The organism is Methylobacterium sp. A49B (assembly GCF_053346215.1).
This window is the reverse complement of sequence record NZ_JBKFBO010000088.1, coordinates 24,723-51,523: the sequence shown is the minus strand read 5'-3', so window position 1 is coordinate 51,523 and position 26,801 is coordinate 24,723. Positions and strand designations below refer to the sequence as shown.

Genomic DNA, 26,801 nt, shown 5'->3' with positions numbered 1-26,801 from the left:
ATGACCGATGCGGTGCTCGTCTCGACCGCCCGCACGCCCATCGGCAAGGCCCATCGCGGCGCGCTGAACCTCACCCGCGGCGCCGACCTCGCGGCCCACGCGATCCGCGGCGCCCTGGACCGGGCGCGCCTGGAGCCGGCGGCGGTCGAGGAGGTGGTGCTCGGCTGCGGCTATCCGGAGAACGCCACGGGCGGCAACGTCGCCCGCCACGCCGCCCTGGTGGCGGGGATCCCGGTGGACTCGGCCGGCGTCACGGTCTCGCGCTTCTGCGCCTCGGGCCTGGAGGCGATCGCCAGCGCGGCGCGCCGGATCGTCCTCGACGGCGTGCCGGTGGCGGTGGCGGGCGGCGTCGAGTCGATCAGCCTCGTGCAGCCGAAGGTGCAGCGGGAGCTGACCCGCAACGCGTGGCTGGAGGCCCATCTGCCGGCGATCTACATGCCCATGATCGAGACCGCCGACATCGTGGCGGAAAGGTACGGCATTTCCCGGGAGGCGCAGGACCAATTCGCCCTAGAGAGCCAGCGCCGCACGGCCGATGCCCAGGCGCGCGGGCTGTTCGACGACGAGATCGTTCCGATGTCCGCCGTGATGGCGGTGACCGACAAGGCCACCGGCGAGACCCGGGAGGTCGAGACGCGGCTCGCCAAGGACGAGGGCAACCGGCCGGACACGACCCTGGAGGGTCTGTCCAAGCTCAAGCCCGTGCGCGGGGAGGGCGCCTTCATCACGGCGGGCAACGCCAGCCAGCTCTCGGACGGGGCCTCGGCCAGTGTGCTGATGTCGGCCGACGAGGCGGCGCGGCGCGGTCTCGAACCGCTGGGCACCTTCCGGGGCTTCGCCTCTGCGGGCTGCGGCCCGGACGAGATGGGCATCGGGCCGGTCTTCGCGGTGCCGCGGCTCCTCGAGCGCCAGGGCCTGCGCGTCGCCGACATCGACCTGTGGGAGCTGAACGAGGCGTTCGCGTCCCAGTCGGTCTACTGCCGCGACACGCTCGGGATCGATCCCGACAAGGTCAACGTCAACGGCGGCGCGATCGCGGTCGGCCACCCGTTCGGCATGTCGGGGGCACGGCTCGTGGGCCACGCCCTGCTGGAGGGCCGCCGCCGCGGCGCGCGCTACGCCGTCGTGACCATGTGCGTCGCCGGCGGCCAGGGCTGCGCCGGCCTGTTCGAGATCGCCCGGAGCTGAACCGATGGACCTGCGCTTCACCGACGAGGAAATCGCGTTCCGCGACGAGGTCCGGCGCTTCTGCCGGACGGAGATCCCGGCGGAGATCCGCAAGAAGGTCTCGGAAGGGCGCAGCCTCTCGAAGGGCGACTACGTCACCAGCCAGCGGATCCTCAACGCCAAGGGCTGGGCGGTGCCGCACTGGCCGCAGGAATGGGGCGGCCGGGATTGGACCCCGATCCAGCGCTACATCTACACGGAGGAGCTGTTTCAGGCGGCGGTGCCGCTGCCGCAGCAGTTCAACTGCTACATGTTCGGCCCGGTGCTGGCGACCTTCGGCCGGCAGGACCAGAAGGCGCGCTTCCTTCCGCGCGCCGCCAATCTCGACGACTGGTGGTGCCAGGGCTTCTCCGAGCCCGGCGCCGGCTCGGACCTCGCCTCGCTCAAGACCAAGGCGGTGCGCGACGGCGACCACTACGTCGTCGACGGCCAGAAGACCTGGACGACGCTGGGCCAGCATGCCGACTGGATCTTCTGCCTCGTGCGCACCGATTTCGAGGCCAAGAAGCAGCGCGGCATCTCGTTCCTGCTGATCGACATGCAGACCCCCGGCATCACCGTGCGGCCGATCCTCACCCTGGAGGGCCGGCACGAGGTCAACGAAGTCTTCTTCGATTCCGTCCGCGTGCCCGTCGAGAATCTCGTGGGCGAGGAGAACCGGGGCTGGGACTACGCGAAGTTCCTGCTGGCCAACGAGCGCACCGGCATCGCCCGGATCGGGCTGACCAAGGAGCGGATCGCCCGGATCAAGCGGCTGGCCCGGGAGATGCCGGCCGGACCCGGCACGATGTGGGACGATCCCGCCTTCCGGTCTCGCGTCGCGGAGGTCGAGGTCGAGCTGAAGGCCCTGGAGATCACCCAGATGCGGGTTGCCGCCAAGCAGGGCCGGGCGGATTCGGTGGAGCCGGACCCGGCTTCCTCGCTCCTCAAGATCCGCGGCTCGCAGCTCCAGCAGGCGGCGACCGAGCTGCTGGTGGAACTCGCCGGCCCCTTCGCCCTCGCGGCCCCGGCGCGGGGCGCGGGCGCCAACAACCTGCCCGGGGGCTTCGACTGGGTCGATGCCGCCGCGCCGAGCTACTTCAACAACCGCAAGGTCTCGATCTACGGCGGCTCGAACGAGATCCAGCACAACGTCATCGCCAAGGGCATTCTGGGGCTGTGAGCGATTTCCCCTCCCCCCTTGCGGGGAGGGGTCAGGGGTGGGGGTGGTTGAGGATCGAGCGCCGCGGTGCCTTCCGCACCACCCCCACCTCCGGCTCCTCCCCGCAAGGGGGAGGAGAGGGGGTAGAGGAACACCACCATGGATTTCGACCTGAACGAGGACCAGTCGCTCCTGCGCGACAGCGTCGAGCGGCTCTCCGCCGACCTCTACCCGTCGCTGGAGAGCCGGCAGGCGCGGCTGAAGGCGCCGCTCGGCTTCCCCGCCGAGGGTTGGGCCGCCTTCGCGGAACTCGGCGTCACCGGCCTGCCCTTCTCGGAAGAGGAGGGCGGGTTCGGCGGCGGTCCGGTGGAGACCATGCTGGTCATGGAGGCGGTGGGCCGCAACCTCGTGGTCGAGCCCCTGCTCGCCAGCCTCGTGCTCGGCTCCACGGCCCTGCGGCTCGGCGGCAGCGCCGCGCAGAAGGAGCGCCTCGTCCCGGGTCTCGTCGGCGGCGACCTGCGCCTGACCCTCGCCCACACCGAGCGCCAGTCCCGCTACGACCTCGCGGACGTCGCGACGACGGCCCGGCGCTCGGGCGACGGGTTCGTGCTGAGCGGAGCGAAGAGCGTGGTGCCCAATGCCGACGCGGCCGGCCTGATGGTGGTCTCCGCCCGCGTCTCGGGAGAACGGCGCGACCCGCAGGGGATCGGGCTGTTCCTGGTCCCCACCGATGCCGCCGGCCTCGCGATCGAGGCCTATCCGACCCAGGATGGCGGCCGGGCCGCGGAGGTCTCCTTCTCGGAGGTGCAGCTCCCGGCCGACGCGGCCCTCGGAGATCCGGACGCAGGCCTGCCGCTCCTGGAGCGGGTGGTGGAGCACGGCATCGCGGCGCTGGCCGCCGAGGCGGTCGGCTCCATGGACGCGCTCCACAAGCTCACGGTCGAGTATCTCAAGACCCGCAAGCAGTTCGGCGTCAGCGTCGGATCGTTCCAGGCCCTGCAGCACCGGGCGGTCGACATGCTGATCCAGCTCGAACAGGCCCGCTCGATGGCGCTCTACGCCGCCATGATGGTGGACACGCCCGACGCGCAGGCGCGGGCCGCGGCCCTGTCGGCCGTGAAGGTGCAGATCAACAAGGCCTGCCGTTACGTCGGCCAGGAAGCGGTCCAGCTCCACGGCGGAATCGGCATGACCCTGGAATACATCGGGGCGCACCACTTCAAGCGGCTCGCCATGATCGAGTACCAGCTCGGCGACACCGCCCATCACCTGCGCCGGATCACGCAGGACGAGAACGGGCTGCTGGCGGCATAGGGAGGATGGCGCCCGGTGCAAGACCGTTCCTGATCGTCTCACGCGCAGCGATCCGGTGAAACGCCATTGCCCGGGCAGCGAGAAATACAGATTTTCATTTCGTTGACCGCTGCCGACCCGATCATAAACTCGGCCGTTCCTGGAAATGCCCGCGCCGCGCGAGCATCAATCCGCGACAGGCCCCATGCGCATCGCATTCTCCGCCCGCTCCGTCGGCCACCGGCTGGCGGCCTCCGTCCTGGTCGTCGCCGTGGCGCTGGGGTCAGCGGCGGCGTTCGCGGCCGACACGGTCGTCCTGCGGGTCGGCGATCAGAAGGGTGGGAACCGGTCGCTCCTGGAGATCGCCGGCACCGCGAGGGATCTGCCCTATCGGATCGAGTGGTCGGAATTCCCCGCCGCTGCACCGATCCTGGAGGCACTCAACGCGGGCGCCCTCGACGTCGGCTACACCGGCGATCTCTCCTTCCTCACGGTCTTCGCCGCGGGCGCACCGATCAAGGCGATCGGCGGCACCAGGTCGAACCCGCGGACGCAGGCCATCCTGGTCCGCCAGGATTCGACGATCCGCTCGGCCGCCGATCTCAAGGGCAAGCGGCTGGCCGGCACCCGCGGCGGCTGGGGCCAGTTCCTGATCAGCGCGACGCTGGAGAAGGCGGGGATCGCGCCGTCGGAGGCCAGCTTCGCCCCGCTGAACCCCGTCGACGCCAAGGTCGCGCTGATGGCCGGCTCGGTGGATGCCTGGGCGGTCTGGGAACCCTACGTCTCGTTCGCGACGCTGAAGGATCACGCCCGCCCGTTCGCCGACGGGACAGATCTGACCCCGACCATCACCTTCATCGTCGCGTCGGACGCCGCCATCGCCACCAAACGGGCCGCCGTGCAGGACTTCCTGAACCGCCTGAGCAAGGCGCGGCTCTGGTCGCTGGACCACCTCGATGAGTATGCCCGCAGCACGGCCGGCCTGACCAAGCTGCCCGAAGACGTCCTGCGCGCGGCCTATACGGCGCAGCGGACCGGCCCGATCGCGATCGACGACGGCGTCGTGAGGGAGGTTCAGGAGGCTGCAGATCGGGCCACGCGGTACGGCATCCTGTCGAAGACGCTCGATGTCGGCCGGGCCGTCGACCGGAGCTTCACGACCGCGGCCTCGAACTGAGGCCCAGCGCCCGGCGATTTTTGCGGCACCGCGGGAGCTTCGCTGTTTCCGACACGTTCACCAGGGGCTCCCCGCCGCGGCACCTGCCCGGCGGGTCGCGCTCCGGAGTGTCCATGTCCGTTTCCCCAAGTCCCGCACCGCAACGTCCCGCATCGCAGGCGCGTGTGACCCGCTCGCGCATCGAGGAAGGCCAGCCTTACCCCCTCGGTGCCACCTGGGACGGGCTTGGGGTCAATTTCGCGCTGTTCTCGGCCCACGCCACCAAGGTCGAACTCTGCCTGTTCGACGACCAGGGCGAGCGGGAGATCGAGCGGATCGACCTGCCCGAATACACGGACGAGATCTGGCACGGCTACCTGCCCGACGCCCGCCCCGGCACGATCTACGGCTACCGGGTCCACGGTCCCTACGAGCCGAAGGCGGGCCATCGCTTCAACCCCAACAAGCTGCTGATCGACCCCTACGCCAAGGGACTCTTCGGCTCGATCACCTGGAACCCGGCCCTGTTCGGCTACCAGATGGAATCGGGCGATGACCTCACCTTCGACGAGCGGGACAGCGCCCCCTACACCCGCCGCTCCCGGGTGATCGACCCGGCCTTCACCTGGGGGCGGCATCGCAAGCCGCTGATCCCCTGGGAGAAGACCATCGTGTACGAGGCCCACGTCAAGGGCATGACCAAGCTCGATCCGCGGGTCCCCGAGAAGCTGCGCGGCACCTATGCCGGCCTCGGCACGAGGGACGTGCTCGACTACATCAAGAGCCTCGGCGTCACCTCGGTGGAGCTGCTGCCGGTCCATTCCTTCGTGCAGGACGATTACCTCCAGCAGAAGGACCTCGTGAACTACTGGGGCTACAACACGATCTCGTTCTTCACCCCCGCCCGGCGCTACGCCGCCGTGCCGGACTTCGCCTTCTCCGAGTTCAAGGAGATGGTCTCCCGCTTCCACGGCGCCGGCCTCGAGGTGATCCTCGACGTGGTCTACAACCACACCGCCGAGGGCAACGAGAAGGGCCCGACCCTGTCGTTCAAGGGGGTCGACAACGCATCCTACTACCGGCTGCTGCCGAACGAGCCGCGCTACTACATCAACGACACCGGCACCGGGAACACCTTCAACCTGTCGCATCCGCGGGTGCTGCAGCTCGTGACCGACTCCCTGCGCTACTGGGCGCAGGAGATGCAGGTGGACGGGTTCCGCTTCGACCTCGCCACGATCCTGGGCCGCGAGCCCTACGGCTTCGACGAGGGTGGCGGCTTCCTCGACACCTGCCGCCAGGACCCGGTGCTCAACAACGTCAAGCTGATCGCCGAGCCCTGGGATTGCGGCCCCGGCGGCTACCAGGTCGGCGGTTTCCCGCCGGGCTGGGCCGAGTGGAACGACCGGTTCCGCGACGACGTGCGCGCCTACTGGAAGGGCGATGGCGGGCTGCTGCCGGACCTCGCGGCGCGCATCGCCGGCTCGGCCGACAAGTTCAACAAGCGCGGGCGCAAGCCCTGGGCCTCGGTGAACTTCCTCACCGCCCATGACGGCTTCACCCTGCACGACACGGTCTCGTACAACGACAAGCACAACGAGGCGAACGGCGAGGGCAACCGCGACGGTCACTCGCACAACCTCTCGTACAACTACGGGGTGGAGGGCGCCACGGACGATCCCGAGATCCGGGCGGTGCGCCTGCGCCAGATGCGCAACATGCTGGCGACGCTGTTCCTGTCCCGCGGCACGCCGATGCTGCTGGCCGGTGACGAGTTCGCGCGGACCCAGAAGGGCAACAACAACGCCTATTGCCAGGACAACGACGTCTCCTGGCTCGACTGGGAGGCGATCGGGGAGGAGGAGCGGGACCTCGCCGAATTCACGCAGCGCCTGATCATCCTGCGCAACGCCCTGCCGATCCTGAGCCGCGGACGGTTCCTCACCGGACAGTACGACGAGGAGTTCGGCGTCAGGGACGTGGCGTGGCTGCGCCCGGACGGAAGCGAGATGACGCCCGAGAACTGGACCGACGGCGGCGCCCGCGCCTTCGCGGTTCAGCTTGACGGGCGCGCCCAGGCCACCGGCCTGCACCGCCGCGGCGGCGACGCGACCCTGCTGATCATGTTCAATGCCTACCACGACCTCGTGACGTTCACGCTGCCGGAATCGGTCGGCGGCGTGGCCTGGACGCGGCTCCTCGACACCAACCTGCCCGACAGCCAGGACGTGGAGAGCTTCAAGTTCGGCTCCGGCTACGACGTGACCGGGCGCTCGCTGCTGATGTTCGTTCTGAAGCCGGAGGACAGCCCCGGCGACGGCGACAACGCCATGGAGCGCTCGTACCAGCACGTGATGCAGGCGTTCGAGCGCGCGAACGTGGAGCATGTCCGCTTCCACCTCGACACCGAGGGCTGAGGCCGGCGGCCGGGCGGTTTTCGCGCTGCCCGGCCCGGCGTGCCTTGCGCGCGGCGGCACACCCGGCTAACAGCACGGCACCGCGCGGCCCTGGCCGCGCCCGGCAGCCCACGGGCGCGCCCGGGCGCCCGGTCCGCGGACGGAGGGGTGGCCGAGTGGTTGAAGGCGCACGCCTGGAAAGTGTGTATACCGGAAACGGTATCGCGGGTTCGAATCCCGCTCCCTCCGCCAAATGATCCGCGAAATCCCTCATTCGCGACGACCTCGCGGTCCTCGTCATCGATCAGCCAACAATGGAGTCGACCGGATCGACGATGTTGTGGCGCGAAAGGCTCGAGCCGCGCTCGCGCAGAGCGCGATGAATCTGTCGACAGTCCCGATACACGGGAACCGCGCGGTCGCGCAGCCGTAGGCTCTGTGTCGCTGATCGATACCGAGGCCAGCATGTTGTCCCTGGGCCTGTTCTGTTTCGTGGCCGGCGTCGGCATGGCCGCCAGTTCCGACAGATTCCCCCGCCACAAGGCGATCCTTGAGGCGATGGGCGGAAGCCTGTTCGTGGCTGGCCTCGGTTTCGCAGGGGCAGACTTCGCGCTGGCGTCCTGATCCGTCGTCATTCGTTCGGGGGACGCGTCCGCCCGGCGGAGCGCCTAGCCTTCTCCTCGGCGCAGCCTCTGCGTCGCTCAGGAGGACGCTCATGTCCGCTGCCCTGCCTCCCGCGCTCCGGCGCAATCTCCTGCTGTTCGCGCTGGCCTTCGCTGTCGCCGCGACGGCGTTCGCCACCGTCATGCTGACCTCGCCTCCGACCAGCGAGGCGGCAGACGCGATCCTGACGGATGACGGCGTCATTCCGCCGGTCACCAACTGCGAGCTCCTGCCGATTGGCGACGTCAACCGGTGCACGGTCTACCGGTGAGCGCCTGAGGCCGACCGGGTGCGCCGTCCGGGCACCCGGCCCTCTCGCATCGCCCCTGCCGCACCGGCGCGGATCCGCCGACGCGGCCGGGACAGCGGTCACCCGCCCGTCACGGTCGGGGCAGTGCCTTCATCGTCGAAACGCATCGGCGGCGGCCTCCAGGCCCGCCCGCGGCGAATCGTGAGCCATCGCCGGGTTCGGGCCGCCCTATCGGCCGATGCGGGCCATCAGATGCCGACCATAGGCATCCCAGAGCAGATGGGCGGCGTAGGAAGCCTGCAGGGTGATCATGACCTCCCAGTCTCGGCGCAGAACCTTCAGGAGCGTCCGATCATGGATCGCGCCTTCGACGCCGATGGCGACAGCGAGGATCGTGCTGACGGCGAAGATGCCGATCCAGTGAAATCGTCGAGCGACAACGACGCCGAGGGCCGCGGTCAGGATATACAGCATGGGGGGTGCCGGCCTGCCAATTCGGTCTGCTTAGGTAGCCCGATATGGTCAAGCTTAGCAAGCGAGGCGGTTGTCGCGCCGCAGCATCAAGGCGCGACCAGATCAGCCACGCCGTAGGCGGCCATGCTGAAAATCATGGTCCAGATCAACAGGAAGCCCGTCCTAAAGGAAAAGGCCTCCGACGGCGTGAGCCGATCGTACCACATCTGCGCTTTGCGCAGCGGTATCTTAAAAGGATTGTCCGACGCTCTGTTGATCATTCTGGTCAACTTGATGCGAGGCTGGCGTAACAAAGTGTTTCCGACAATTTCAGCCGTCGCGATGCTACAGTCCAGCTCGCCGCAGGGATGCAACTTTTCGCACACAGCGCGCGCTTTTCGCACGTCGCGCAGCCACGGGCGGTGATCGCGCGTGGGCTGACGGCGGAGGCCGGCCGGGCCGCGCATCCGTGCTCGCGCCCCTGATGGCTGAGGAGGGGGCAGCGGCGCGCGCGGCGCCCTCGCACCTCGCGATGGACGTCGCGCGGGCCCTCGGCGCAGACCTTCAGCGACGCCACGTCGAGCCCCGCGCCACGAGGCGCCCGGTGAGGACGACCTTGCGGATGGGCTGATCCGGCGTGTCGATGCGCTCGAACAGGAGCCGCATCGCCTGGGCCCCGATCTCCGAGACGGGCTGCTCGATCACGGTGAGGCCGGGCTCGACCAGCTCGGTCCAGGGCTCGTTGTCGAAGCCCGCCAGCGCGAGGTCGCCCGGAAGGCTCAGGTTCAGGGTCCGCGACGCCCGCACAGCACCCATCAGGATCAGGCCGTTCGACACGATGAGCGCCTCCGGCCTGTCGGAATCCGCCAGCCAGCGGGCAGCCTCCGCCTCCGCGGCGGCGGCGTTCGGCGGCACCGTCCGGATCTGGGGGGCGAGCCCGTGCCGGAGCATCGCCGCCTCGTAGCCGGCCCGGCGCTCCTGCGCGGTCGAACTCGTCGAGCCGAACAGGCCGCCGATCCGCGCGAAGCCCTGGGCCGCCATGTGGTCGACCAGAGCCGCGCCGGCGGCCGCGTTGTCGAGGACCACGCCGTCATGCAGGCCCGGCGGCCCCGACCGGTCGATCAGCACCACGGGGAAGCCGAGGGGCTCCGCACCGAGCCGCTGCGTGGTCGCCACGGTCGGCGCGAAGATCACGCCGGTGACCCGCTCCTCCTCCATCAGGCGCAGGTACATCGCCTCGCGGGCGGGGTCCTCGTCGGTATTGCAGAGGATCACCCGCATCTCCGCGGCGAAGGCGGCGTCCTCCACCGCGCGGCTCACGGCGGTGAAGAAGGGGTTGCGGATGTCGGCGACGATCAGGCCGATCGTCTGGGCCGCCTGCGAGCGCAGGCGCCGGGCGGAGAGATTCGGCCGGTAGCCCGTGGTGCGAACCGCGGCCTCGACCTGCGCGCGCAGCGCCTCGCTGATCGGCCCCCGGCCGAGCGCCCGCGAGACGGTCGCCGTCGAGACGCCCGCCGCCCGGGCCACGTCACGGATCCCTACCTTCATGATCGCAAGTCCCGGGAAACGTTTTCAACTGCGCGAACTCTTCACTGCCAGGGGCTTGGGCGGGCCGCAACTCATCGGGCCGCATTTCAGGGCGATTTGCCTTGACATACGTTGTGAAAACGTTTTCACTGAATGCAACGAACAGGCGACATCGCAATCGTCGCCGCCACGGGAGGAGGGCACGCCATGCTCGCACCGACACCCCTGTCCGCGCCCCGGATCCTGGTGCGCCTCGCGGCCGCGCCGGCCACCAAGGAGGCGGCGATCCGCGAGGCGGCGCAGCTCCTGACGGCCTCGGGCTGCATCGACGGCGCCTACGGCGACAGCATGCTGCGCCGGGAGGCGGTGGCGAACACCTTCCTGGGCCACGGGGTCGTCATCCCCCACGGCATGGTCGACGACCGCCACCTCGTCCGCCACAGCGGCCTCGCCGTCCTTCAGGTGCCCGACGGCGTCCTCTGGCACGACGGGCAGGTGGCCCACCTCGTGGTCGCCATCGCGGCACAGTCCGACACCCACATCACGGTCCTGCGGCGCCTCACGCGGCTGATCCAGGACGAGGCCCGGCTGGAGCACCTGCGCACCACGACCGCGGAGGCCGACATCGTCGGCGCCCTGTCGGAGGACACGGCCACCGGCGCCGCCTCGGGACCGGTCACGGACCTGCGCCAGCGCTTCGACTGGACCGTGGACTACCCGACCGGCCTGCACGCCCGGCCGGCGGCGCACTGGGTGGAGGTGGCCAAGACCTGCGCGGCCCGGATCCAGGTCCGGCACGGCGCCCAGGTCGCGGATGCCAAGAGCCTGATCGGCCTGCTCCAGCTCGGCCTGCGCTGCGGCGAGGCGGTCACGATCTCCGCCGAGGGCGACGACGAGGCCGGGGCGCTCGCCCGGATCTGCGCGGCGGTCACGGGGCTCAGCGCCGGCGAGAAAGCGGCGGCCCAGCGCGCCGCGGAGGCCGCCGCCAAGGCCGCAGGCCCCGTCGCCGGCTGGAACCCCGCGGACCGGCCGACCACGCTGGCGGGCATCGGGGCGAGCCCCGGCCTCAGCATAGCGCCGATCCACGTGCTCGCCAGCGCCGACCTCGTGGTCCCCGACGCGCCCGAGCCCCTGACCACCGGCGCCGACCGCCTGCACCACGCGCTCGGCGCGACCGCCGACCAGCTGAAGGCGCTGGCCGACGACACCGAGCGGCGCCTCGGCAAGGCCGATGCCGGGATCTTCCGAGCCCAGGCCGAGCTGATCGCCGACACGGACCTGATCACGCTCGCCTGCCAGCTCATGGTGGAGGGCCATGGCGTCGCCTACGCATGGCACGCGGCCGTGGACCGCCTCGCCGGCCAGCTCGCAGCTTTGGGCAACCCGGTGCTCGCCGGCCGCGCCGCGGACCTGCGCGACGTCGGCCGCCGGGTCCTGGCGCAGATCGACCCGGCGCTGCGCAGCGGCCACGCGCTGCCCGACTCGCCCTGCATCCTGGTGGCGTCGGATCTCGCGCCCTCCGACACGGCCGGGCTCGACCCGGCCCGGGTGATCGGGCTCGCCACCGCCCAGGGCGGTCCGACCTCGCACACGGCGATCCTCGCCCGGACGCTGGGCATCCCCGCCCTGGTGGCGGGCGGCCCCGGCCTGCTGGCGCTCGCCGAGGGAACTCCGGCGATCCTCGACGGCGGCACCGGCCGCCTCTACCTCGACCCGAGTGCGGCCGACATCGCCGCGGCCGAGGCGTGGCGCGCGCGGCAGCGCCGGCAGGCCGAGGACGAGGCGCGCCAGCGCGCCCTGCCGGCCCGGACCCGCGACGGCCACGCGGTGGCGGTCGGCGCCAACGTCAACAATCCCGAGCAGGTCCCCTTCGCCCTCGACCAGGGCGCCGAGGGCGTCGGCCTGATGCGCACCGAGTTCCTGTTCCTCGAACGCGGCGACACGCCCTCCGAGGACGACCAGTACGAGACCTACGCGGGCATGCTGAAGGCTCTCGACGGCCGCCCGTTGATCGTGCGCACCCTCGACATCGGCGGCGACAAGCAGGTCTCGCACCTGCAGCTGCCCAAGGAGGAGAACCCCTTCCTGGGCGTGCGCGGCGCCCGCCTGCTGCTGCGCCGGCCGGACCTGCTGGAGCCGCAGCTCCGCGCGCTCTACCGGGCCGCGAAGGACCATGTCGGTCCCGATGCACCGACGGGCCAGCACGCCCCGCTCTCCATCATGATGCCGATGATCACCTCGGTCCCGGAGGTGCTGCGGCTGCGCGACATCGCCGAGCGGATCCGCGTGGCGATCGGCGCGCCCTACGTGCCGCTCGGCATCATGATCGAGGTGCCGGCCGCCGCGATCCAGGCCGACGCGCTGGCCCGCCATTGCGACTTCTTCTCGATCGGCACCAACGACCTCACCCAGTACGCCCTCGCCATCGACCGGCAGAACACGGAGCTGGCGCCGGAGGCCGATTCCCTGAACCCGGCGGTGCTGCGGCTGATCCACATGACCTGCGCGGGGGCCGCGCGCCACAAGCGCTTCGTGGGCGTCTGCGGCGGCATCGCGGGCGACCCGTTCGGCGCCTGCCTGCTGGCGGGGCTCGGGGTCCACGAGCTGTCGATGACCCCGCGCGACCTGCCGGGCGTGAAGGCGCGCCTGCGCGGAGCCGACATGGCGGCGTTGCGGGCGCTCGCGAGCCAGGCCTGCGAGCAGGAGGACGTGGCCGCGGTCCGCGCGCTGGACACGGCCTCGGACCTCGCCGGCCTCGCGGGAGTCGCCGCGTGAGCCCGATTGTCACCCTGACGCTGAACCCGGCGATCGACCAGACCGTCGTGCTCGACGCGCTGGAGCCCGGCAGCGTCCACCGGGCGTCCGCAGTGCGGTCCCATGCCGGCGGAAAGGGCGTGAACGTCGCCTGCTGCCTCGCCGATTGGGGCCTGCCGGTGACCGCCACCGGCATCCTGGGCGCCGACAACGACGCACCCTTCACGCAGGTTCTGTCCCGGAAGGGCATCGCCGATCGCTTCGTCCGGATACCCGGCGAGACCCGGACCAACCTGAAGCTCCTCGACCGGCGGACCGGCGACACCACCGACGTCAACCTGCCGGGCCTCGCCGTCACGGCCGACAGCCTCGACGCGGCCCGGGCCATCCTCCTGGACCACGCTTTCGCCGACGCGCTCGTGGTGCTGGCCGGGAGCCTGCCGGGGACGCTCGCGCCGGAGACCTACGCGGACCTGGCGGCTCGCCTGAAGGGCCGGGGCGCCCGGGTGGTCCTCGACGCCTCGGGGCCGCCGCTCGCCGCCGCCCTCGCGGCCGGGCCGGAGGCGCTGCCCTTCGCGGTGAAGCCGAACCGGCACGAGCTGGAGGAGTGGGCCGGTCACCCGCTGCCGACGCTGACCGACGTGTTGGCGGCGGCCCTGAACCTGCGCGATCTCGGCATCCCGATCGTGGTGATCTCCCTCGGCGCCGAGGGCGCGCTGTTCCTGACGCGGGAGGGCGCCGTCCAGGCGCGCCCGCCCGATATCGCGGTGGCGAGCACGGTCGGCGCCGGCGATGCCCTGGTGGCCGGCCTCGTGGCGGCGCTCCGGGTCGGCCTCGACCTCGACGCGACCGCGCGGCTCGCCATGGCATTCGCCGCGGGCAAGCTGACCCGGGCGGGCGCCAGCCTGCCGCCGCGGGACACCGTGGAGGCGCTGATGCGCGCGGTCCGCGTGGCGCCAGCCGATCGCGGCGAGGCCTGAGTTGGCGGGCGCGGACGTCCCGCACCGCGCGTCTCCCTCCCCCCTCTGCGGGGGAGGGTGGCCCCTGCGTCAGCAGGGGTCGGGAGAGGGGAACACGGTTTCCGGAAGGGGCGCGACCTTCGTGAAGTCCCGCGCGCTGTTCTGCACCGTCGCTCCCCTCTCCCGCCCCCCTTCGGGGGCCACCCTCCCCCGCAGAGGGGGGAGGGAGGGCGCAGCCGCTCGGGACTGCCCCACCTGTCGACCGGACAAGGATCCCAAACCCGAGGAGCCCTTCTTCGCGGCCCGCTGACGCGGGCACATCAGGTCCGAGACGGGGACAACGTGTTTTTCCGCTCCGAATCCGCCGGCGCCCACCGCGCCGTGTCGGGCCGAAATACGAAGATGAATCGAAACACAGGGAGGAACCCATGGCACAGTTGCTGGCGGTGGTCGGAGGCGGAGAACTCTCCACCCACGCCGTCCTCGCCCTCGAGGCGCTGCGCAAGGCCGCGGGCCGGCGCAACCAGCCCATCGCCCTGGAGCTGCGCGGCGCGCCGGGCGCCAACCCGCTGCCGGACGCGGCGATCCGCGAGGCCGGCGCGGTGCTGCTCGTCGGCTCCGGGGATCTCGGCGAGGGCCGGTTCGGGGCGCTGCGCCGGGCGCGGGCCGCCGTCGAGGACGTCCTCACCGACGTCAACGCCGTGCTCGACCGGGCGCTCTCCGGGGCCGGGGAGGGGACGCCGGCCGCCGAGGCCGCCAGGACGAAGCGGATCGTGGCGATCACCTCCTGCCCCACCGGGATCGCCCACACCTTCATGGCCGCCGAGGGTCTGCAGGCCGCCGCCGAGGCGCTGGGCCACGCGATCCGCGTGGAGACGCAAGGCTCGGTCGGCGCCCGCGACGGCCTGACCGCCGCCGAGATCGCCGCCGCCGACATCGTCCTCATCGCGGCCGATACCGGCGTCGACCGGTCCCGATTTGCCGGCAAACGCGTCTACGCCACCACCACCAAGGCGGCGATCCGCGACGGCAAGGGCCTGATCGCCACGGCGCTGGCGGAGGCGCAGATGCAGCCGGCCGACGGCGCAGCGGCCGAGGCCCGGCCGGAGGCGGCCGAGCGGAAGGCCGGCGCCTACAAGCACCTGATGACCGGGGTCTCGTTCATGCTGCCCTTCGTGGTGGCGGGCGGCCTCTTGATCGCACTCGCCTTCGCGGTCGGCGGCATCGACGCCATGGCGCCCGGCCACGAGGGGACGCTCGGCTACGCGCTGGGCCAGATCGGCGCCAAGGCGGCCTTCGCGCTGATCGTCCCGGCGCTCGCCGGCTACATCGCCTACTCGATCGCCGACCGGCCCGGCATCGCGCCGGGCATGATCGGCGGCATGCTGGCGGCGAACCTCCAGGCGGGCTTCCTCGGCGGCATCGCGGCCGGGTTCATCGCCGGCTACACGGCCCGGTTCCTGAACACGCATATCCGCCTGCACCGGAACCTGGAGGGGCTGAAGCCGGTCCTGATCCTGCCGCTGCTCGCCACCACAATCACCGGCCTCCTGATGATCTACGTGGTCGGCGTGCCGGTGGCGGCGGTGCTGTCGGCCCTCACGGCCTGGCTCAAGGGCATGCAGGGGGCGAGCGCCCTGGTGCTCGGGCTCGTGCTGGGCGGCATGATGGCGGTCGACATGGGCGGCCCGATCAACAAGGCCGCCTACGCCTCGGCGGCGGCGCTGCTCTCCTCCGGCGTCGACGCGCCCATGGCGGCCGTCATGCTCGGCGGGATGACGCCGCCGCTCGGCCTCGCCCTGGCGACCCGCCTGTTCCCGGCCCGCTTCACGCAGGCGGAGCGCGAGGCCGGCGGCGCCGCCGCGGTGCTCGGCGCGGCCTTCATCACCGAGGGGGCGATCCCCTTCGCGGCCGCCGATCCCCTGCGGGTGATCCCGTCGCTGGTGGCCGGCTCCGCGGTGGCGGGCGCCCTGGCGCTGACCCTCGGCGTGACCCTCAAGGTGCCGCATGGCGGCCTGTTCGTCCTGCCGATCCCGAACGCCGTGACCAACCTGCCCGGCGCCGTCCTGGCCCTCGCCGCCGGCACCCTGGTCACCGCGCTGGCGGTCGGCCTGCTCAAGAAGCGGACCGGCTGAGCCGGGCCGCCGCACGAACACCATGCCATCGGGGGATGCGACATGACAGGTTTGGCGACGCGCGCCGCGCTGGCGCTCGGGTTGGGGTTCGGGCTGCTGCCGCAGCCCGGACGGACGCAGGAGCCGGCGGGCGGGCTCGCCGTGCCGGCGACGGCTTTGGGCCCGGTGCTGCGGCGCCAGGCAGCCCCTCCGCCGCCGCCCCGGCCGGACGGCCAGGGCTTCGGCGGGGCCGACAGTGCGGCGGGCGCCGCCGACACGCTGGGCCAGACCGCCACGCCCCCGACCCTGCCGCCCGGCACCCTCGACCTCGGCAACGGCCTGAGCTTCCTGGCCACCTACACAGGGCAGGGGGCGGTGAACCCGATCGGCGGCCTCCGCCAGGGCTCGGCCTATGCCGGCCAGCTGTTCTTCGGCCTCGACGGCGACCTGCAGCGCCTCGCCGGCATCGACGGCGGCTCGTTCCACGTGGCGGTGACGAAGCGGCACGGGCGCAGCCTCGCGCAGGACGTCATCGGCAACAACACCAGCGTGCAGGAGATCTACGGCGGCGGCCAGACCACGCGGCTGACGCTGCTCTCCTACCAGCAGAAGCTGTTCGACAACCGCCTCGACATCGAGGTCGGCCGGCTGGTCGCCAACATCGCGTTCCTGAACTCGCCGATCTACTGCAACTTCCAGACGAACTCGGCCTGCGGCAACCCGACCTTCGTGTTCAAGACGTCGAACTTCACCTTCTGGCCGGTGTCCAGCTGGGGCGCGCACGCCAAGGCGTGGCTCACCGACACGGTCTTCGTCCACGCCGGCGCCTACGAGGTGAACCCGCTGCACCAGCAGCCGGGCGACAACGGCCTCGACTTCTCCCTGAAGGGGGCCACCGGCGCGATCGTGCCGTTCGAGCTCGGCTACACGACCACCTTCGCCAACGACGCGCGGCCCCGCAATTACGGGATCGGCGGCTGGTACGACGCCTCCGACTACGCCGACCCCGTGCGCGACGTGACCGGGCGGCCGGCGGTGCTCACCGGCCTGCCGGCGATGACCCGGTTCGGGCGCTCGGGCGTCTACGCCCGGTTCGACCAGATGGTGACCCGGCCGGACCCGGCGGGCATCCAGGGCCTGACGCTGTTCGGCGTCGCCATGGCGGGCACCTCGGGCCGGCTGGTCGAGGATTACTTCCTGGAGATCGGCGCCGTGCAGACCGGCACCTTCGCGGGGCGGCCGTTCGACACGGTCGGGTTCGTGATCAACACGCAGGCCTTCAGCCCGCTCGCCCTGTCGAACATCGCGCTCGCGCAGAGCACGCTGGGCCTGATCCGCAGGATCCCGACGCAGCAGGTGATGATGGAGCTGAACTACGGGATCCAGATCAACCCGGCGGTCCGGCTGACGCCGAACCTGCAGGTCATCGTCAATCCGGACCAGACCCGGTTCCCGTTTTACCGCCGCAACATTCCCGACGCCTTCGTGGTCGGCGCCAAGCTGTCGGTCGACCTGTTCACCCTGGTGGGGCTCGCCCGCGGCCCCGGCAGCCTCTGAGGCCGGTTCGGGTCGACGGCGCGGGCCCGTGGCAGCGCGCTACGGCTCGGCGCCGGGGGGAGCCCCCATGTCCTCGGGCGACGGTACCGGGACGTGGATCAGATCCCTGATCCGCGCGGCGAGCGCCTCCATGGCGAAGGGCTTGGTCAGCACCTGCATGCCGGGGTCGAGCTGCCCGCTCCCGACCGCCGCGTTCTCGGCATACCCCGTGATGAACAGCACCTTCAGGCCGGGACGCCGGGCGCGGCCGGCATCGGCGATCTGCCGCCCGTTCATGCCCCCCGGCAGGCCCACATCCGTGACCAGCAGGTCGATCCGCACATCCGATTGCAGCACCTTCAGCCCGGCGATGCTGTCGGCCGCCTCGATCGCCGTGTAGCCGAGATCCTCGAGCACCTCTGTCACCAGCATGCGCACGGACGGCTCGTCATCGACGATCAGGACCGTCTCGCCCTGGACGGCGCGCGCCGCCTCGGCGAGCATGCCCACGACGTCATCCGCGTCGCTCTCCCCGTCGTGCCGCGGCAGGTACAGGCAGACGGTCGTGCCCTGGCCGACCTCCGAGTAGATCCGCACCTGTCCACCGGACTGGCGGGCGAAGCCGTAGATCATCGACAGCCCGAGCCCGGTGCCCTGGCCGATGGGCTTGGTCGTGAAGAAGGGCTCGAACACGCGGGCGACCACCTCGGGGGGCATGCCCGTGCCGGTGTCGGTGACGCAGAGCGACAGGTACTGGCCCTCGGGCACCTCGTGCTGGATCGCGGCCGGCCGGTCCAGCCACGTGTTGGCCGTCTCGATGGTGATTCGCCCGCCGTCCGGCATGGCGTCCCGGGCGTTGATGCAGAGGTTCAGGAGCGCGTTCTCGAGCTGCCCCGGATCGATCAGCGCCGGCCACAGGCCCGCGGCGCCGGCCACCTCCAGGGTGATCGCCGGCCCGATGGTGCGCCGGATCAACTCCTCCATGTCCACCACGAGGCGATTCACGTTGGTAGGCTTGGGATCGAGGGTCTGGCGGCGCGAGAAGGCGAGCAGGCGGTGGGTGAGGGCGGCGGCGCGCTTGGCCGCGCCCTGGGCGACCGTCATGTAGCGGTCGAGGTCGCCGAAGCGGCCCTGCGCCATCCGCGCCTGCATGAGTTCCAGGCTGCCGGAAATGCCGGCGAGCAGGTTGTTGAAGTCGTGCGCGAGTCCGCCGGTGAGCTGGCCGACCGCCTCCATCTTCTGGGCTTGGCGCAGGGCCTCCTCGGCCTGCATCAGCTCGGCGGTCCGCTCGGCGACGCGCTGCTCGAGGGTCTCGTTGAGCGCGCGCAGCTCCGCCGCCGCCCGGTCGCGCTCCGCCAGGATGGCGCGGCGTTCCTCGACGTCGATGAGGACGCCGGGGAAGCTCAGGGGCGTGCCGTCGGAGGCGTGGTCGACCCGGCCGTTCGCCTCCAGCCAGTAGTAGTGCCCGTCCGCGCGCCGCGTCCTGTACTGGTGGGCGTAGGCGCCGCCTCGGGCGACCGCCTCGTTGATGGCGCCGGCCAATCCCGCTTGATCGTCGGGATGGACGGTGGCGACGATCTGAGCGAGGGGGATGCCGTCCCGTCCGAGCGCCGGGTCGAGGCCGAAGGCGCGGGCGAAGGCGTCGTCCACGGTGAAGCGGTCGCTCGGCAGGTCCCAGTGCCACGTGCCGATGATCGCGCCGGCCGCCAGCGCCAGTTGGACGCGCTCCACGTTCGCGCGCGCCAGCGCCTCGCTCACGCGCAGGCGCTCCTCCGCGGTCCGCCGGGCGGTGACGTCGTTGAAGATGATGGCGATCTGCCGCTCGACCGGGTCGCCGACCGGGACCGCCCGGACGTCGAACCAGCGCTCGAAGGCCTTCGCGTAGCTCTCGAAGTTGGCGGGCTCCCGGGTCTTGGCGACGCGCCCGTAGGTCTCGAACCAGAAGCGTTCCAGATCCGGGGCGAACTCGGTGACCCACTTGCCCCGCAGGTTGACGCCCGCCTCGCGCTCGAAGGCGGGATTGGCTTCGAGGAACCGGTAGTCGATCGGCAGGTCGTCGGCGTCGAACTTGACCTGGACGATGGCGAAGGCCGCCTCGATGGTCTCCAGGATCGTCCGGAAACGTTCGTCGCTGCGCGCGAGGGCGTCGAGGGTCCCACGCTGCTCGGTCACGTCGCGCGCCACCCCGGAGAACCGCACGGGACGACCGGACGGGTCGCGTTCGAGCTCGCCCTTGCGGGCGATCCAGCGCAGCGCGCCGGTGTCCGGACGCCGGATGCGATACTCGACGTCCCGGGGCGGATCGCCCCGACGCCGGGTTTCGGCGGTGGAGATCAGGTGCCTGTCCTCGGGGATGATCAGCCCCTCGAAAGCCGTCGACGGGTAACGCGGCGCCTCGGGCAGCCCGTAGAGGCGACAGAATTGCGGGGTCGGAGTCAGCACGTTGTCGGCGAGATCGATGGTGAACAGCCCGACGCCACCGGCCTCCTGGGCCTGGCGCAGCCGCGCCTCGGCATCGGCGAGCGCCCTGACGGTCCCGGCCTCCTCGGAGCGAGTCCGGTGCATCCGGAGCAGGCTGCAGACCTGCCGCCCGAGCGCGCGCAGGTTGTCGGCCTGCTCGGCGGTGAGCCCCTCGGGCCGCGGCGCGCGGTCGATGACGCAGAGGGAGCCGAGGACCTCGCCCGCGCCCGTCCGGAGCGGCACGCCGGCGTAGAAGCGCAGGCCGGGCGCGTGCGTGACCAGCGGATTCGCCGCGGTCCGCGGGTCCAGGGTGAGATCCGGGATGACGAGCAGATCGGGCTCGGTCAGCACGAATTTGCAGACCGAGGCGTTCAGATCCGTCTCACAGGGCGGAAACCCGACCCGGGCCTTGAACCATTGCCGGTCGGCGGCCACGAGGCTGACGAGGGCGACGGGCGCGGCGCAGAGCCGCGTGGCCAGGCGCACGATGTCGTCGAATTCCTCCTCCGGCGCCGTGTCGAGGATGTCGTGGGCGGCGAGGGCGGCGAGCCGGCCGGGGGCGGCGACCGCGTCAGGGGTCGGAGTCATGGTGATCTAGACCGCCCTGCGCCCGGCTTCCCGTCCCGTGCGGGATCTCCCCTCTGGTGCGGGACCACCGGGGGCGGCGCTCCGCCGACGGCTCCCGAAGCCCGGAGCCGGGCGGACGCCCGCGGAGGCGCCACGGCCGCGCGCCGCGGGGCCTACGGCCTGCGGGGCGGCCCCACGTTCCGCGGCGTGGGTGGTGCAGCGGGTCGATGTGATGGACATGGGATGCCCTCGCATGATCGCGCCGGGCTATCAATCCGTGAGGGTCCGCTCCGGCCGGGGCGTGACTGAGCGCACGCCGCCCCGCCGCGCGGACGATCCGGTCGGCCGCACCCCCGCGGGCCTTCCGAGCGCGGCACGGATCTCGCGGTCGTGCGCCAGCGTCAGGCGCCGCACCGCCGGACTTCAGCGTCCCGACCTGCGATGCCTGCCGTCGATACCGCCCGTCCGCCGTCCGTTCCGGATGATCCTCACAGGCAGCGCCGCACGTCGACGGTCGCGCATGGTCGACCTGGGCGGGACCTGACTTCGAGCGACGCGAGCCCTGTGTGGCGGGCCTGTGGTCGGCCCCCTCCATATCGTCGGTGCGATGACTCTCGGACCAATCGCAGAGTCTCGCGGAGGCCCGAGCGAAAAAGAATGCCTCCGATGAGAGCCTGCGTTCGTTTGAACACCCCTCTCCGTACGTCTTTCGACGAAGAAAAATCCGTGCCCCTCATACTATGGCACGATCGCGGTCCGTAAATTTGTAGTCGACGGATTGTCTCTCTCGGACACACGTCTGTCTCCCTGCATGCCGGTCCTCGCTTTCACCGGAGGCCGTCCACGCGTCGCGCCCATGTGCAGAGTGTCGCATTTACCAAAACGTCAGGCGGCTAGGTTGATGGGCGCGCCGCTTCTCCCGGAAGCAAACCGCCTGCCCCGTACTCTTGACTTATGTTGTTCGATGGCCGCCAAGGATCGTTCCCGACCCGAGAGCCGTTTCATATTACTTCGCCTCCCTTGGCGATGGTACGAAGCATTGCCGCCGTCTGCTGCACTGTCCGTCCGTATCAGCGCCCTATTACTCGGATCTCTGCTCGCTACATCTTTCTCTTACATGGGATTTCTGTTGCTGATGAGCTGAATGGTGCAGCGCAATAATTGATACCGGACGCGCACCTCAACACAAGAATGTATTAATCGCCTCTTTCCAGCCTCATTCAAACTGCGTAAGTAACATCTCAGAAACAATTCCGGATCGGCGGGGGGCGGGTCATGGTTTACATCTTGATCGCGGCCGTCGGATTGGTCACCGCCCGTTGGCTGAACTGGTTCAGCGTGGTCGCGATCGCGATGATCCTTGCCGTCGCCGTCGGCGTCGAGGGCGCTGTCCATGCTCGGCCCTTCCTGAAGGTCCTCCGGCGCTGCTTCGAGATGAACGCCACGTTCCAGGGCGCCTACCTCGCCCAGGCGCTCTACCTCGTCTACGTCCCCAACCTGCTGGGCCGGTTCGGAAAGTAGGTTCCGGCACCAATCCACGGACTTCCGTTGAGGCGAGGTTGCAACGGATTCATAAATGGCTAAGCTCCTGCGTAATTACGACTGAAGAGGGCGGCCATGAAAGCAGTCTATCCTCCGGTCCAAGACCGTCTCGACGCATCGCTCCCGTCGTCGAACCTCATCCGCCCCGTGCAGGCGGACGAAATCCTCCAGGAACAGATGCGGCGCCTGCACAATGCCCGCGCCCGCCAGCGCGCGGTCCGGCATCCGCGCGCTGGCCGCGCCCCGATGTGACGCCGGCGCCGTGCTCGACGCCCTGCTTCTCGTCTGCGCCGCCGTGGCGATCGTCGCGACGGTGATCCGGATCAGCCTGGAACCGGCCGTCGCGGTCAGCCGGCCGCGCCGAATCACGTGGGACGACCCCGTAGACGTCGAGCGCTGAGGCTGCCCCGACCCGCAGGACGCAGCGCTACGTGTCCCGGAGGATGCGGATGGGCTGGATCGCGCGTGCGGCGACCTCGGCCGCGACCCAGGCGCGGGCGGAATCGGTCGAGGTATGGTCGCTGAAGGCGGCTGGCCGCGGTGGCCATTCCGACCCGGCCTGGACCACGTAACCGCGGGCGCCGACCACCCGCGGTCCCACATAGCCGTACACCTTGCCGGTCGCGTCCACGAGGTCGGTGCAGTGAACCGGGCCTTCAGTCCAGCGGAGGTCAGGCATCGTCGCGCCCCGGATCCACGTCAGGGGCATGGTCGGCCCGCAGCGCCGGGGACATGCCCTGTCCGGGCGCGAAGCTCAATCGCCGCGCCAAGGGCGGGCCCATCATGCAGCCGCCACCGACGTCGCGGGCGCGGACCAGTCGGAGCCCCAGTCCTGCACGACGTGGCCCGGGGATACCTCCCGGTAGAGTCGCTCGGGCGCCACGTAGTCGGGCGCCCGGATCGGGCTGCGGATCTCGTCGTCCGGCAGGGCGTGGCGCTCGCCGCGCCGGGCCGGATCCGGGACCGGCACGGCGGCCAGCAGCTTCTTCGTGTAGGGGTGCCGCGGATCGCCGAAGATCGCCGCGCGCGGGCCGATCTCCACGATCTCGCCGAGATACATCACCGCCACCCGGTGGCTCACTCGCTCCACCACCGCCATGTCGTGCGAGATGAACAGGTAGGCGAGGCCGAACTCCGCCTGGAGGTCGAGCATCAGGTTCACGACCTGCGCCTTCACCGAGACGTCGAGCGCCGAGACCGCCTCGTCGGCGACGATCAGGCGGGGGTTCAGGGCGAGCGCCCGTGCGATGCAGATGCGCTGACGCTGGCCGCCGGAGAATTCGTGCGGGAAGCGCCCGGCGGTCTCCGGGGGGAGCCCGACCCGCCCCAGCAGGTCCTCGGCGCGCCGCCGCGCCTCGCGGGGCGTCGCGAGGCGGTTGATCAGCAGCGGCTCCGCCACCGCCGCGCCGACGCTCAGGCGCGGGTCGAGGCTGGCGAACGGGTCCTGGAAGATCATCTGCATGCGCTGGCGGCGGGCGCGCAGGGTCTTCGGGTCGAGGCCGGTGACGTCCTCGCCGTCGAGCAGGACCGAGCCCGAGAGCGGCTCGACGAGGCGCAGGATCGCGCGGCCGGTGGTGGACTTGCCGCAGCCGGATTCGCCGACCAGCGCCAGGGTCTCCCCAGCCGCGAGGCTGAACGAGACCCGCTCCACCGCGTGGACGCGGCCGGTCACGCGGCCGAGGAGCCCGGAGCGGATGTCGAACCGGGTGGTCAGGTCGCGCACCTCCAGCACCGGGCGCTCGGCGGCCCTGACGGTGTCGGGGGCCTCGGGCGTCGGTGCCGCCAAGCCGGTCGCCCGGTCGACCATCGGGAAGCGCATCGGGCGAACCCGGCCCGCCATGGTCCCGAGGCGCGGGACCGCGGCCAGCAGCGCCCGCGTATAAGGCTCGGCGGGTTCGGAAAAGATCCGCGCGGTCGGGCCGGCCTCCACGGCGCGGCCCTGAAACATCACCACGGTGCGGTCGGCGATCTCGGCGACCACGCCCATGTCGTGCGTGATGAACAGGACCGACATGCCCTCCTCGGCCTGCAGGCTCTTGATGAGGTCGAGGATCTGGGCCTGGATCGTGACGTCGAGCGCCGTGGTCGGCTCGTCGGCGATGAGGAGCTTCGGCCGGCAGGCCAGCGCCATGGCGATCATCACCCGTTGGCGCATGCCGCCCGAGAAGCGGTGCGGGTACTCGTGCAGGCGCGAGCGCGCGGCCGGGATCCGGACCTTGTCGAGGAGCCGGAGCGCCTCCGCCTCGGCGGCGGACCGCGACAGGCCCCGGTGCCGGATCAGCGCCTCGGCGATCTGGAAGCCGATGGTCAGGACCGGGTTCAGGGAGGTCATCGGCTCCTGGAAGATCATGGCGATGGAATCGCCGCGCACCCGCCGCATCTCGGCCTCGGGGGCGGCGAGCAGCTCGCGGCCGTCGAAGCGCACGCGCCCGCCGATGCGGCTCGCGTCCCGCGGCAGGAGGCGCAGGATCGACAGGGCGCTGACGCTCTTGCCCGAGCCGGATTCGCCGACCAGCGCCACGGTCTCGCGCGGGCCCACGTCGAACGAGACGCCGTGCACGACCTCGCGCCAGCGCCCGTCCGAGCGGAAGGAGACGGTGAGGTCTGAGACCGAGAGGATCGGGTCCGTCATGGGCTTCAATCCTGATCCATTCCGGATGGGCGCGGCGGTCCCGTCTCCTCCCTCCCCCCTCTGCGGGGGAGGGTGGCCCGCGAAGCGGGTCGGGAGAGGGGAGCGACGGTGCTTGATGAGGCTGCGCCCGTCATGAAGGCCCCGCGCAATTCTGAACCCGTGTCCCCTCTCCCGACCCCTGCTGACGCAGGGGCCACCCTCCCCCGCAGAGGGGGGAGGGAAAGACGTGGAACCGGTGTTTCTCGAAACGAATCCACCGCATGCCCTACAGAACCCGCCGCGGATCGAGCGCATCCCGCAGGCCGTCGCCGATGAAGTTGATCGACAGCACCGTGAGGAAGATCGCCCCGCCGGGAAACAGCGCCCAGTGCGGGGCGACGTCGAGATGGTCCTTGGCGTCGAACAGGAGCCGCCCCCAGGTCGGGATATCGGGCGGGAAGCCGAGCCCCAGGAAGGACAGCGTCGATTCCGCGATGATCGCCGCCGAGACCTCGATCGAGGCCGCCACGATCACCGGACCGAGCGCGTTCGGCAGGATGTGGCGGCGCACGAGGCGCCCGGTCGTCGCCCCCTGCGAGCGGGCCGCCTCCACGAACTCCTTCTCGCGCAAGGACAGGAACTGCGCCCGCACCAGCCGCGCGACCGGCATCCAGCGCAGGCCGCCGATGACCGCGACGATCATCAGGAACACGCCGCCCTGGCTGCCGAACACGGCCTTCAGGCTGTCGCGGAACAGGTAGATCACGAGGAGCAGCAGCGGCAGCTGCGGCAGCGACAGGAACAGGTCGGTCAGCCACATCAGCACCGGGTCGAGGAACCGGCGCGACATGCCGGCGAGCGCGCCGACCAGCACGCCGATCAGGCTCGCCACCGCCATGGCGGCGAAGCCGACCGCGAGCGAGATCCGGCCGCCGTAGATCATCCGGGCGAGCAGGTCCTGACCGAGATCGTCGGTGCCGAAAGGGTGGTCCCAGGACGGGCCCTGGAGCTGGGCCGCGAAGTCGATGTCGTCGATGGCAACCGGCCAGAGCAGGCCGCCGAACACCACGCCGGCGACGAGGAGCGCCAGCACGCCGACGCTGGCGAGCGCCAGCCGGTGCCGCCGGAAGCGCCGCCACGTCTCCCGCCCCGGCGAGGCCGGCGCGCGGGCGAAGGCAGGCGCCTCATCGGAGGGCGATGCGAGGGTCGAGCCAGCCATAGAGCAGGTCCGCGACGAGGTTGAACAGGATGACGAGGCCGGCGAACACGAAGGTCACCGCCATCACCACCGGCGTGTCGTTGGCGAGCATCGCGTCGATCAGCAGCGAGCCGATGCCGGGGATCCGGAAGATCTGCTCGGTGACGATGGCGCCGCCGAACACCGCGGGGATCTGGAGGGCGACGAGCGTCACCACCGGGATCAGGGCGTTGCGGGCGATGTGCCGGCGGGTCACCGTGCCCTCGGTCAGGCCCTTGGCCCGGGCCGTGGTGACGTAGTCGAGCCGGGCGACGTCCAGCGCCGAGGCGCGCACGTAGCGCGTGTAGGAGGCGGCCTGGAAGAAGCCCAGCACCGCCACCGGCATGATCGCCTGCCGGACATTGGCCCAGACCCAGGGCAGGCCGGAGCCCGGCAGGTCGGCCTGGTAGACGAAGGGTAGCCAGCCGAGCTTGATCGAGAACAGCAGGATGAACAGCAGGCCGGTGAAGAAGGTCGGCAGCGAGAAGCCCACGAAGGCCAGCGTGTTGGCGACCTGGTCGGCGAGCGAGTAGGGCCGGCGCGCGGCGTAGAGGCCCACCGGCACGGCGATCAGCAGCGCCAGCACCTGGGAGGAGCCGACCACGAACAGGGTCGTGGGCAGCCGCTGCAGGATCAGCGTGTCGACGTTCACCCGGCTGGCGAAGGAGAAGCCCCAGTCGCCCTGCAGCATGGCGGTGAGCCAGTGCAGGTAGCGGGTGAGGATCGGGTCATCGAGGCCGAACTTGACGCGGAGCGCCGCCCGCACCTCCGGGGGCACGTTCGGGTTGCTGGCGAGCTCGCCGAACGGGTCGCCCGGCGCGAGCGCCAGGACGGTGAACAGGATCAGGCTGATGCCGAGCAGGCTCGGGATCGCGATCAGGAGCCGTCGCAGGATGTAGGCGCCCATTGTTGTGC

General features: G+C 71.1%; 21 protein-coding genes and 1 tRNA gene. 14 read left to right on the top strand and 8 right to left on the bottom strand.

Going from position 1 to position 26,801, the window contains the following annotated elements:
* The 8 genes from ACLBX9_RS12440 to ACLBX9_RS12405 all read left to right on the top strand — a co-directional run bounded on the left by ACLBX9_RS12440 (nucleotide 1) and on the right by ACLBX9_RS12405 (nucleotide 8,147).
* Nucleotides 1-1,188 carry an acetyl-CoA C-acyltransferase gene (locus tag ACLBX9_RS12440; RefSeq protein ID WP_447719150.1) on the top strand — a complete coding sequence of 396 codons (1,188 nt, stop codon included), beginning with the start codon at nucleotides 1-3 and terminating at the stop codon, nucleotides 1,186-1,188.
* 4 nt (nucleotides 1,189-1,192) lie between these two features.
* Nucleotides 1,193-2,389 carry an acyl-CoA dehydrogenase family protein gene (locus tag ACLBX9_RS12435; protein ID WP_447719149.1) on the top strand — a complete coding sequence of 399 codons (1,197 nt, stop codon included), beginning with the start codon at nucleotides 1,193-1,195 and terminating at the stop codon, nucleotides 2,387-2,389.
* 138 nt (nucleotides 2,390-2,527) lie between these two features.
* Nucleotides 2,528-3,682 (top strand): acyl-CoA dehydrogenase family protein, encoded by a 1,155-nt coding sequence (locus ACLBX9_RS12430; protein ID WP_010685531.1) that lies wholly within the window; start codon nucleotides 2,528-2,530, stop codon nucleotides 3,680-3,682.
* A gap of 184 nt (nucleotides 3,683-3,866) precedes the next feature.
* Nucleotides 3,867-4,838: an ABC transporter substrate-binding protein gene (locus tag ACLBX9_RS12425; RefSeq protein ID WP_447719148.1), complete on the top strand. Its 972-nt coding sequence runs from the start codon at nucleotides 3,867-3,869 to the stop codon at nucleotides 4,836-4,838.
* A gap of 113 nt (nucleotides 4,839-4,951) precedes the next feature.
* Nucleotides 4,952-7,234, top strand: coding sequence for a glycogen debranching protein GlgX (gene glgX / locus ACLBX9_RS12420; protein ID WP_447719147.1), 2,283 nt, complete (start codon nucleotides 4,952-4,954; stop codon nucleotides 7,232-7,234).
* Between the two features lie 141 nt (nucleotides 7,235-7,375).
* Nucleotides 7,376-7,465 (top strand) — tRNA-Ser (locus ACLBX9_RS12415).
* 186 nt (nucleotides 7,466-7,651) lie between these two features.
* Complete coding sequence (locus ACLBX9_RS12410; protein ID WP_447719146.1) at nucleotides 7,652-7,837, top strand: hypothetical protein; 186 nt, start codon at nucleotides 7,652-7,654, stop codon at nucleotides 7,835-7,837.
* A gap of 91 nt (nucleotides 7,838-7,928) precedes the next feature.
* Complete coding sequence (locus tag ACLBX9_RS12405) at nucleotides 7,929-8,147, top strand: hypothetical protein (RefSeq protein ID WP_447719145.1); 219 nt, start codon at nucleotides 7,929-7,931, stop codon at nucleotides 8,145-8,147.
* Between the two features lie 207 nt (nucleotides 8,148-8,354).
* Here the strand turns inward: ACLBX9_RS12405 and ACLBX9_RS12400 are convergent, their stop codons facing one another.
* The 3 genes from ACLBX9_RS12400 to ACLBX9_RS12390 form a co-directional block, all read right to left on the bottom strand.
* Nucleotides 8,355-8,600, bottom strand: coding sequence for a hypothetical protein (locus ACLBX9_RS12400; RefSeq protein WP_010685497.1), 246 nt, complete (start codon nucleotides 8,598-8,600; stop codon nucleotides 8,355-8,357).
* An 86-nt stretch (nucleotides 8,601-8,686) separates the two neighbouring features.
* Nucleotides 8,687-9,046 (bottom strand): hypothetical protein, encoded by a 360-nt coding sequence (locus ACLBX9_RS12395; RefSeq protein ID WP_447719144.1) that lies wholly within the window; start codon nucleotides 9,044-9,046, stop codon nucleotides 8,687-8,689.
* 97 nt (nucleotides 9,047-9,143) lie between these two features.
* Entirely contained in the window at nucleotides 9,144-10,127 is a 984-nt protein-coding gene (locus ACLBX9_RS12390) for a LacI family DNA-binding transcriptional regulator (protein ID WP_447719143.1), read from the bottom strand.
* 186 nt (nucleotides 10,128-10,313) lie between these two features.
* On the opposite strand from ACLBX9_RS12390, the gene ptsP reads away from it, so the two are divergent.
* The 4 genes from ptsP to ACLBX9_RS12370 all read left to right on the top strand — a co-directional run bounded on the left by ptsP (nucleotide 10,314) and on the right by ACLBX9_RS12370 (nucleotide 17,490).
* On the top strand, nucleotides 10,314-12,881 hold the full coding sequence (ptsP, locus tag ACLBX9_RS12385) for a phosphoenolpyruvate--protein phosphotransferase (RefSeq protein ID WP_447719142.1): 2,568 nt from the start codon (nucleotides 10,314-10,316) through the stop codon (nucleotides 12,879-12,881).
* Nucleotides 12,878-13,840, top strand: a complete 963-nt coding sequence (pfkB, locus tag ACLBX9_RS12380) for a 1-phosphofructokinase (RefSeq protein ID WP_447719141.1) — start codon at nucleotides 12,878-12,880, stop codon at nucleotides 13,838-13,840. The genes ptsP and pfkB overlap by 4 nt, the downstream gene beginning before the upstream one ends.
* Nucleotides 13,841-14,247: 407 nt before the next feature.
* Nucleotides 14,248-15,954: a fructose-specific PTS transporter subunit EIIC gene (locus ACLBX9_RS12375; RefSeq protein WP_447719140.1), complete on the top strand. Its 1,707-nt coding sequence runs from the start codon at nucleotides 14,248-14,250 to the stop codon at nucleotides 15,952-15,954.
* Between the two features lie 42 nt (nucleotides 15,955-15,996).
* The gene (locus ACLBX9_RS12370; protein WP_447719139.1) at nucleotides 15,997-17,490 is read left to right on the top strand and encodes a carbohydrate porin; all 1,494 of its coding nucleotides are present in this window, start codon (nucleotides 15,997-15,999) and stop codon (nucleotides 17,488-17,490) included.
* 39 nt (nucleotides 17,491-17,529) lie between these two features.
* Here the strand turns inward: ACLBX9_RS12370 and ACLBX9_RS12365 are convergent, their stop codons facing one another.
* A complete protein-coding gene (locus ACLBX9_RS12365) occupies nucleotides 17,530-20,517 on the bottom strand; it encodes a PAS domain-containing protein (protein WP_447719138.1) in 2,988 nt (995 codons plus the stop codon).
* A gap of 1,254 nt (nucleotides 20,518-21,771) precedes the next feature.
* On the opposite strand from ACLBX9_RS12365, the gene ACLBX9_RS12360 reads away from it, so the two are divergent.
* Both ACLBX9_RS12360 and ACLBX9_RS12355 read left to right on the top strand, forming a co-directional pair.
* Nucleotides 21,772-22,017: a hypothetical protein gene (locus tag ACLBX9_RS12360; protein WP_039894030.1), complete on the top strand. Its 246-nt coding sequence runs from the start codon at nucleotides 21,772-21,774 to the stop codon at nucleotides 22,015-22,017.
* A 283-nt stretch (nucleotides 22,018-22,300) separates the two neighbouring features.
* The gene (locus ACLBX9_RS12355) at nucleotides 22,301-22,438 is read left to right on the top strand and encodes a hypothetical protein (protein WP_158169123.1); all 138 of its coding nucleotides are present in this window, start codon (nucleotides 22,301-22,303) and stop codon (nucleotides 22,436-22,438) included.
* A 27-nt stretch (nucleotides 22,439-22,465) separates the two neighbouring features.
* On the opposite strand, the gene ACLBX9_RS12350 is transcribed toward ACLBX9_RS12355, so the two are convergent.
* The 4 genes from ACLBX9_RS12350 to ACLBX9_RS12335 all read right to left on the bottom strand — a co-directional run bounded on the left by ACLBX9_RS12350 (nucleotide 22,466) and on the right by ACLBX9_RS12335 (nucleotide 26,793).
* Entirely contained in the window at nucleotides 22,466-22,717 is a 252-nt protein-coding gene (locus ACLBX9_RS12350; protein WP_447719137.1) for a hypothetical protein, read from the bottom strand.
* A 102-nt stretch (nucleotides 22,718-22,819) separates the two neighbouring features.
* Nucleotides 22,820-24,670, bottom strand: a complete 1,851-nt coding sequence (locus ACLBX9_RS12345) for an ABC transporter ATP-binding protein (RefSeq protein ID WP_447719136.1) — start codon at nucleotides 24,668-24,670, stop codon at nucleotides 22,820-22,822.
* Between the two features lie 265 nt (nucleotides 24,671-24,935).
* Nucleotides 24,936-25,868, bottom strand: coding sequence for an ABC transporter permease (locus ACLBX9_RS12340; protein ID WP_447719135.1), 933 nt, complete (start codon nucleotides 25,866-25,868; stop codon nucleotides 24,936-24,938).
* A complete protein-coding gene (locus tag ACLBX9_RS12335; RefSeq protein WP_447719134.1) occupies nucleotides 25,834-26,793 on the bottom strand; it encodes an ABC transporter permease in 960 nt (319 codons plus the stop codon). The genes ACLBX9_RS12340 and ACLBX9_RS12335 overlap by 35 nt, the downstream gene beginning before the upstream one ends.
* Nucleotides 26,794-26,801 lie beyond the last annotated feature (8 nt).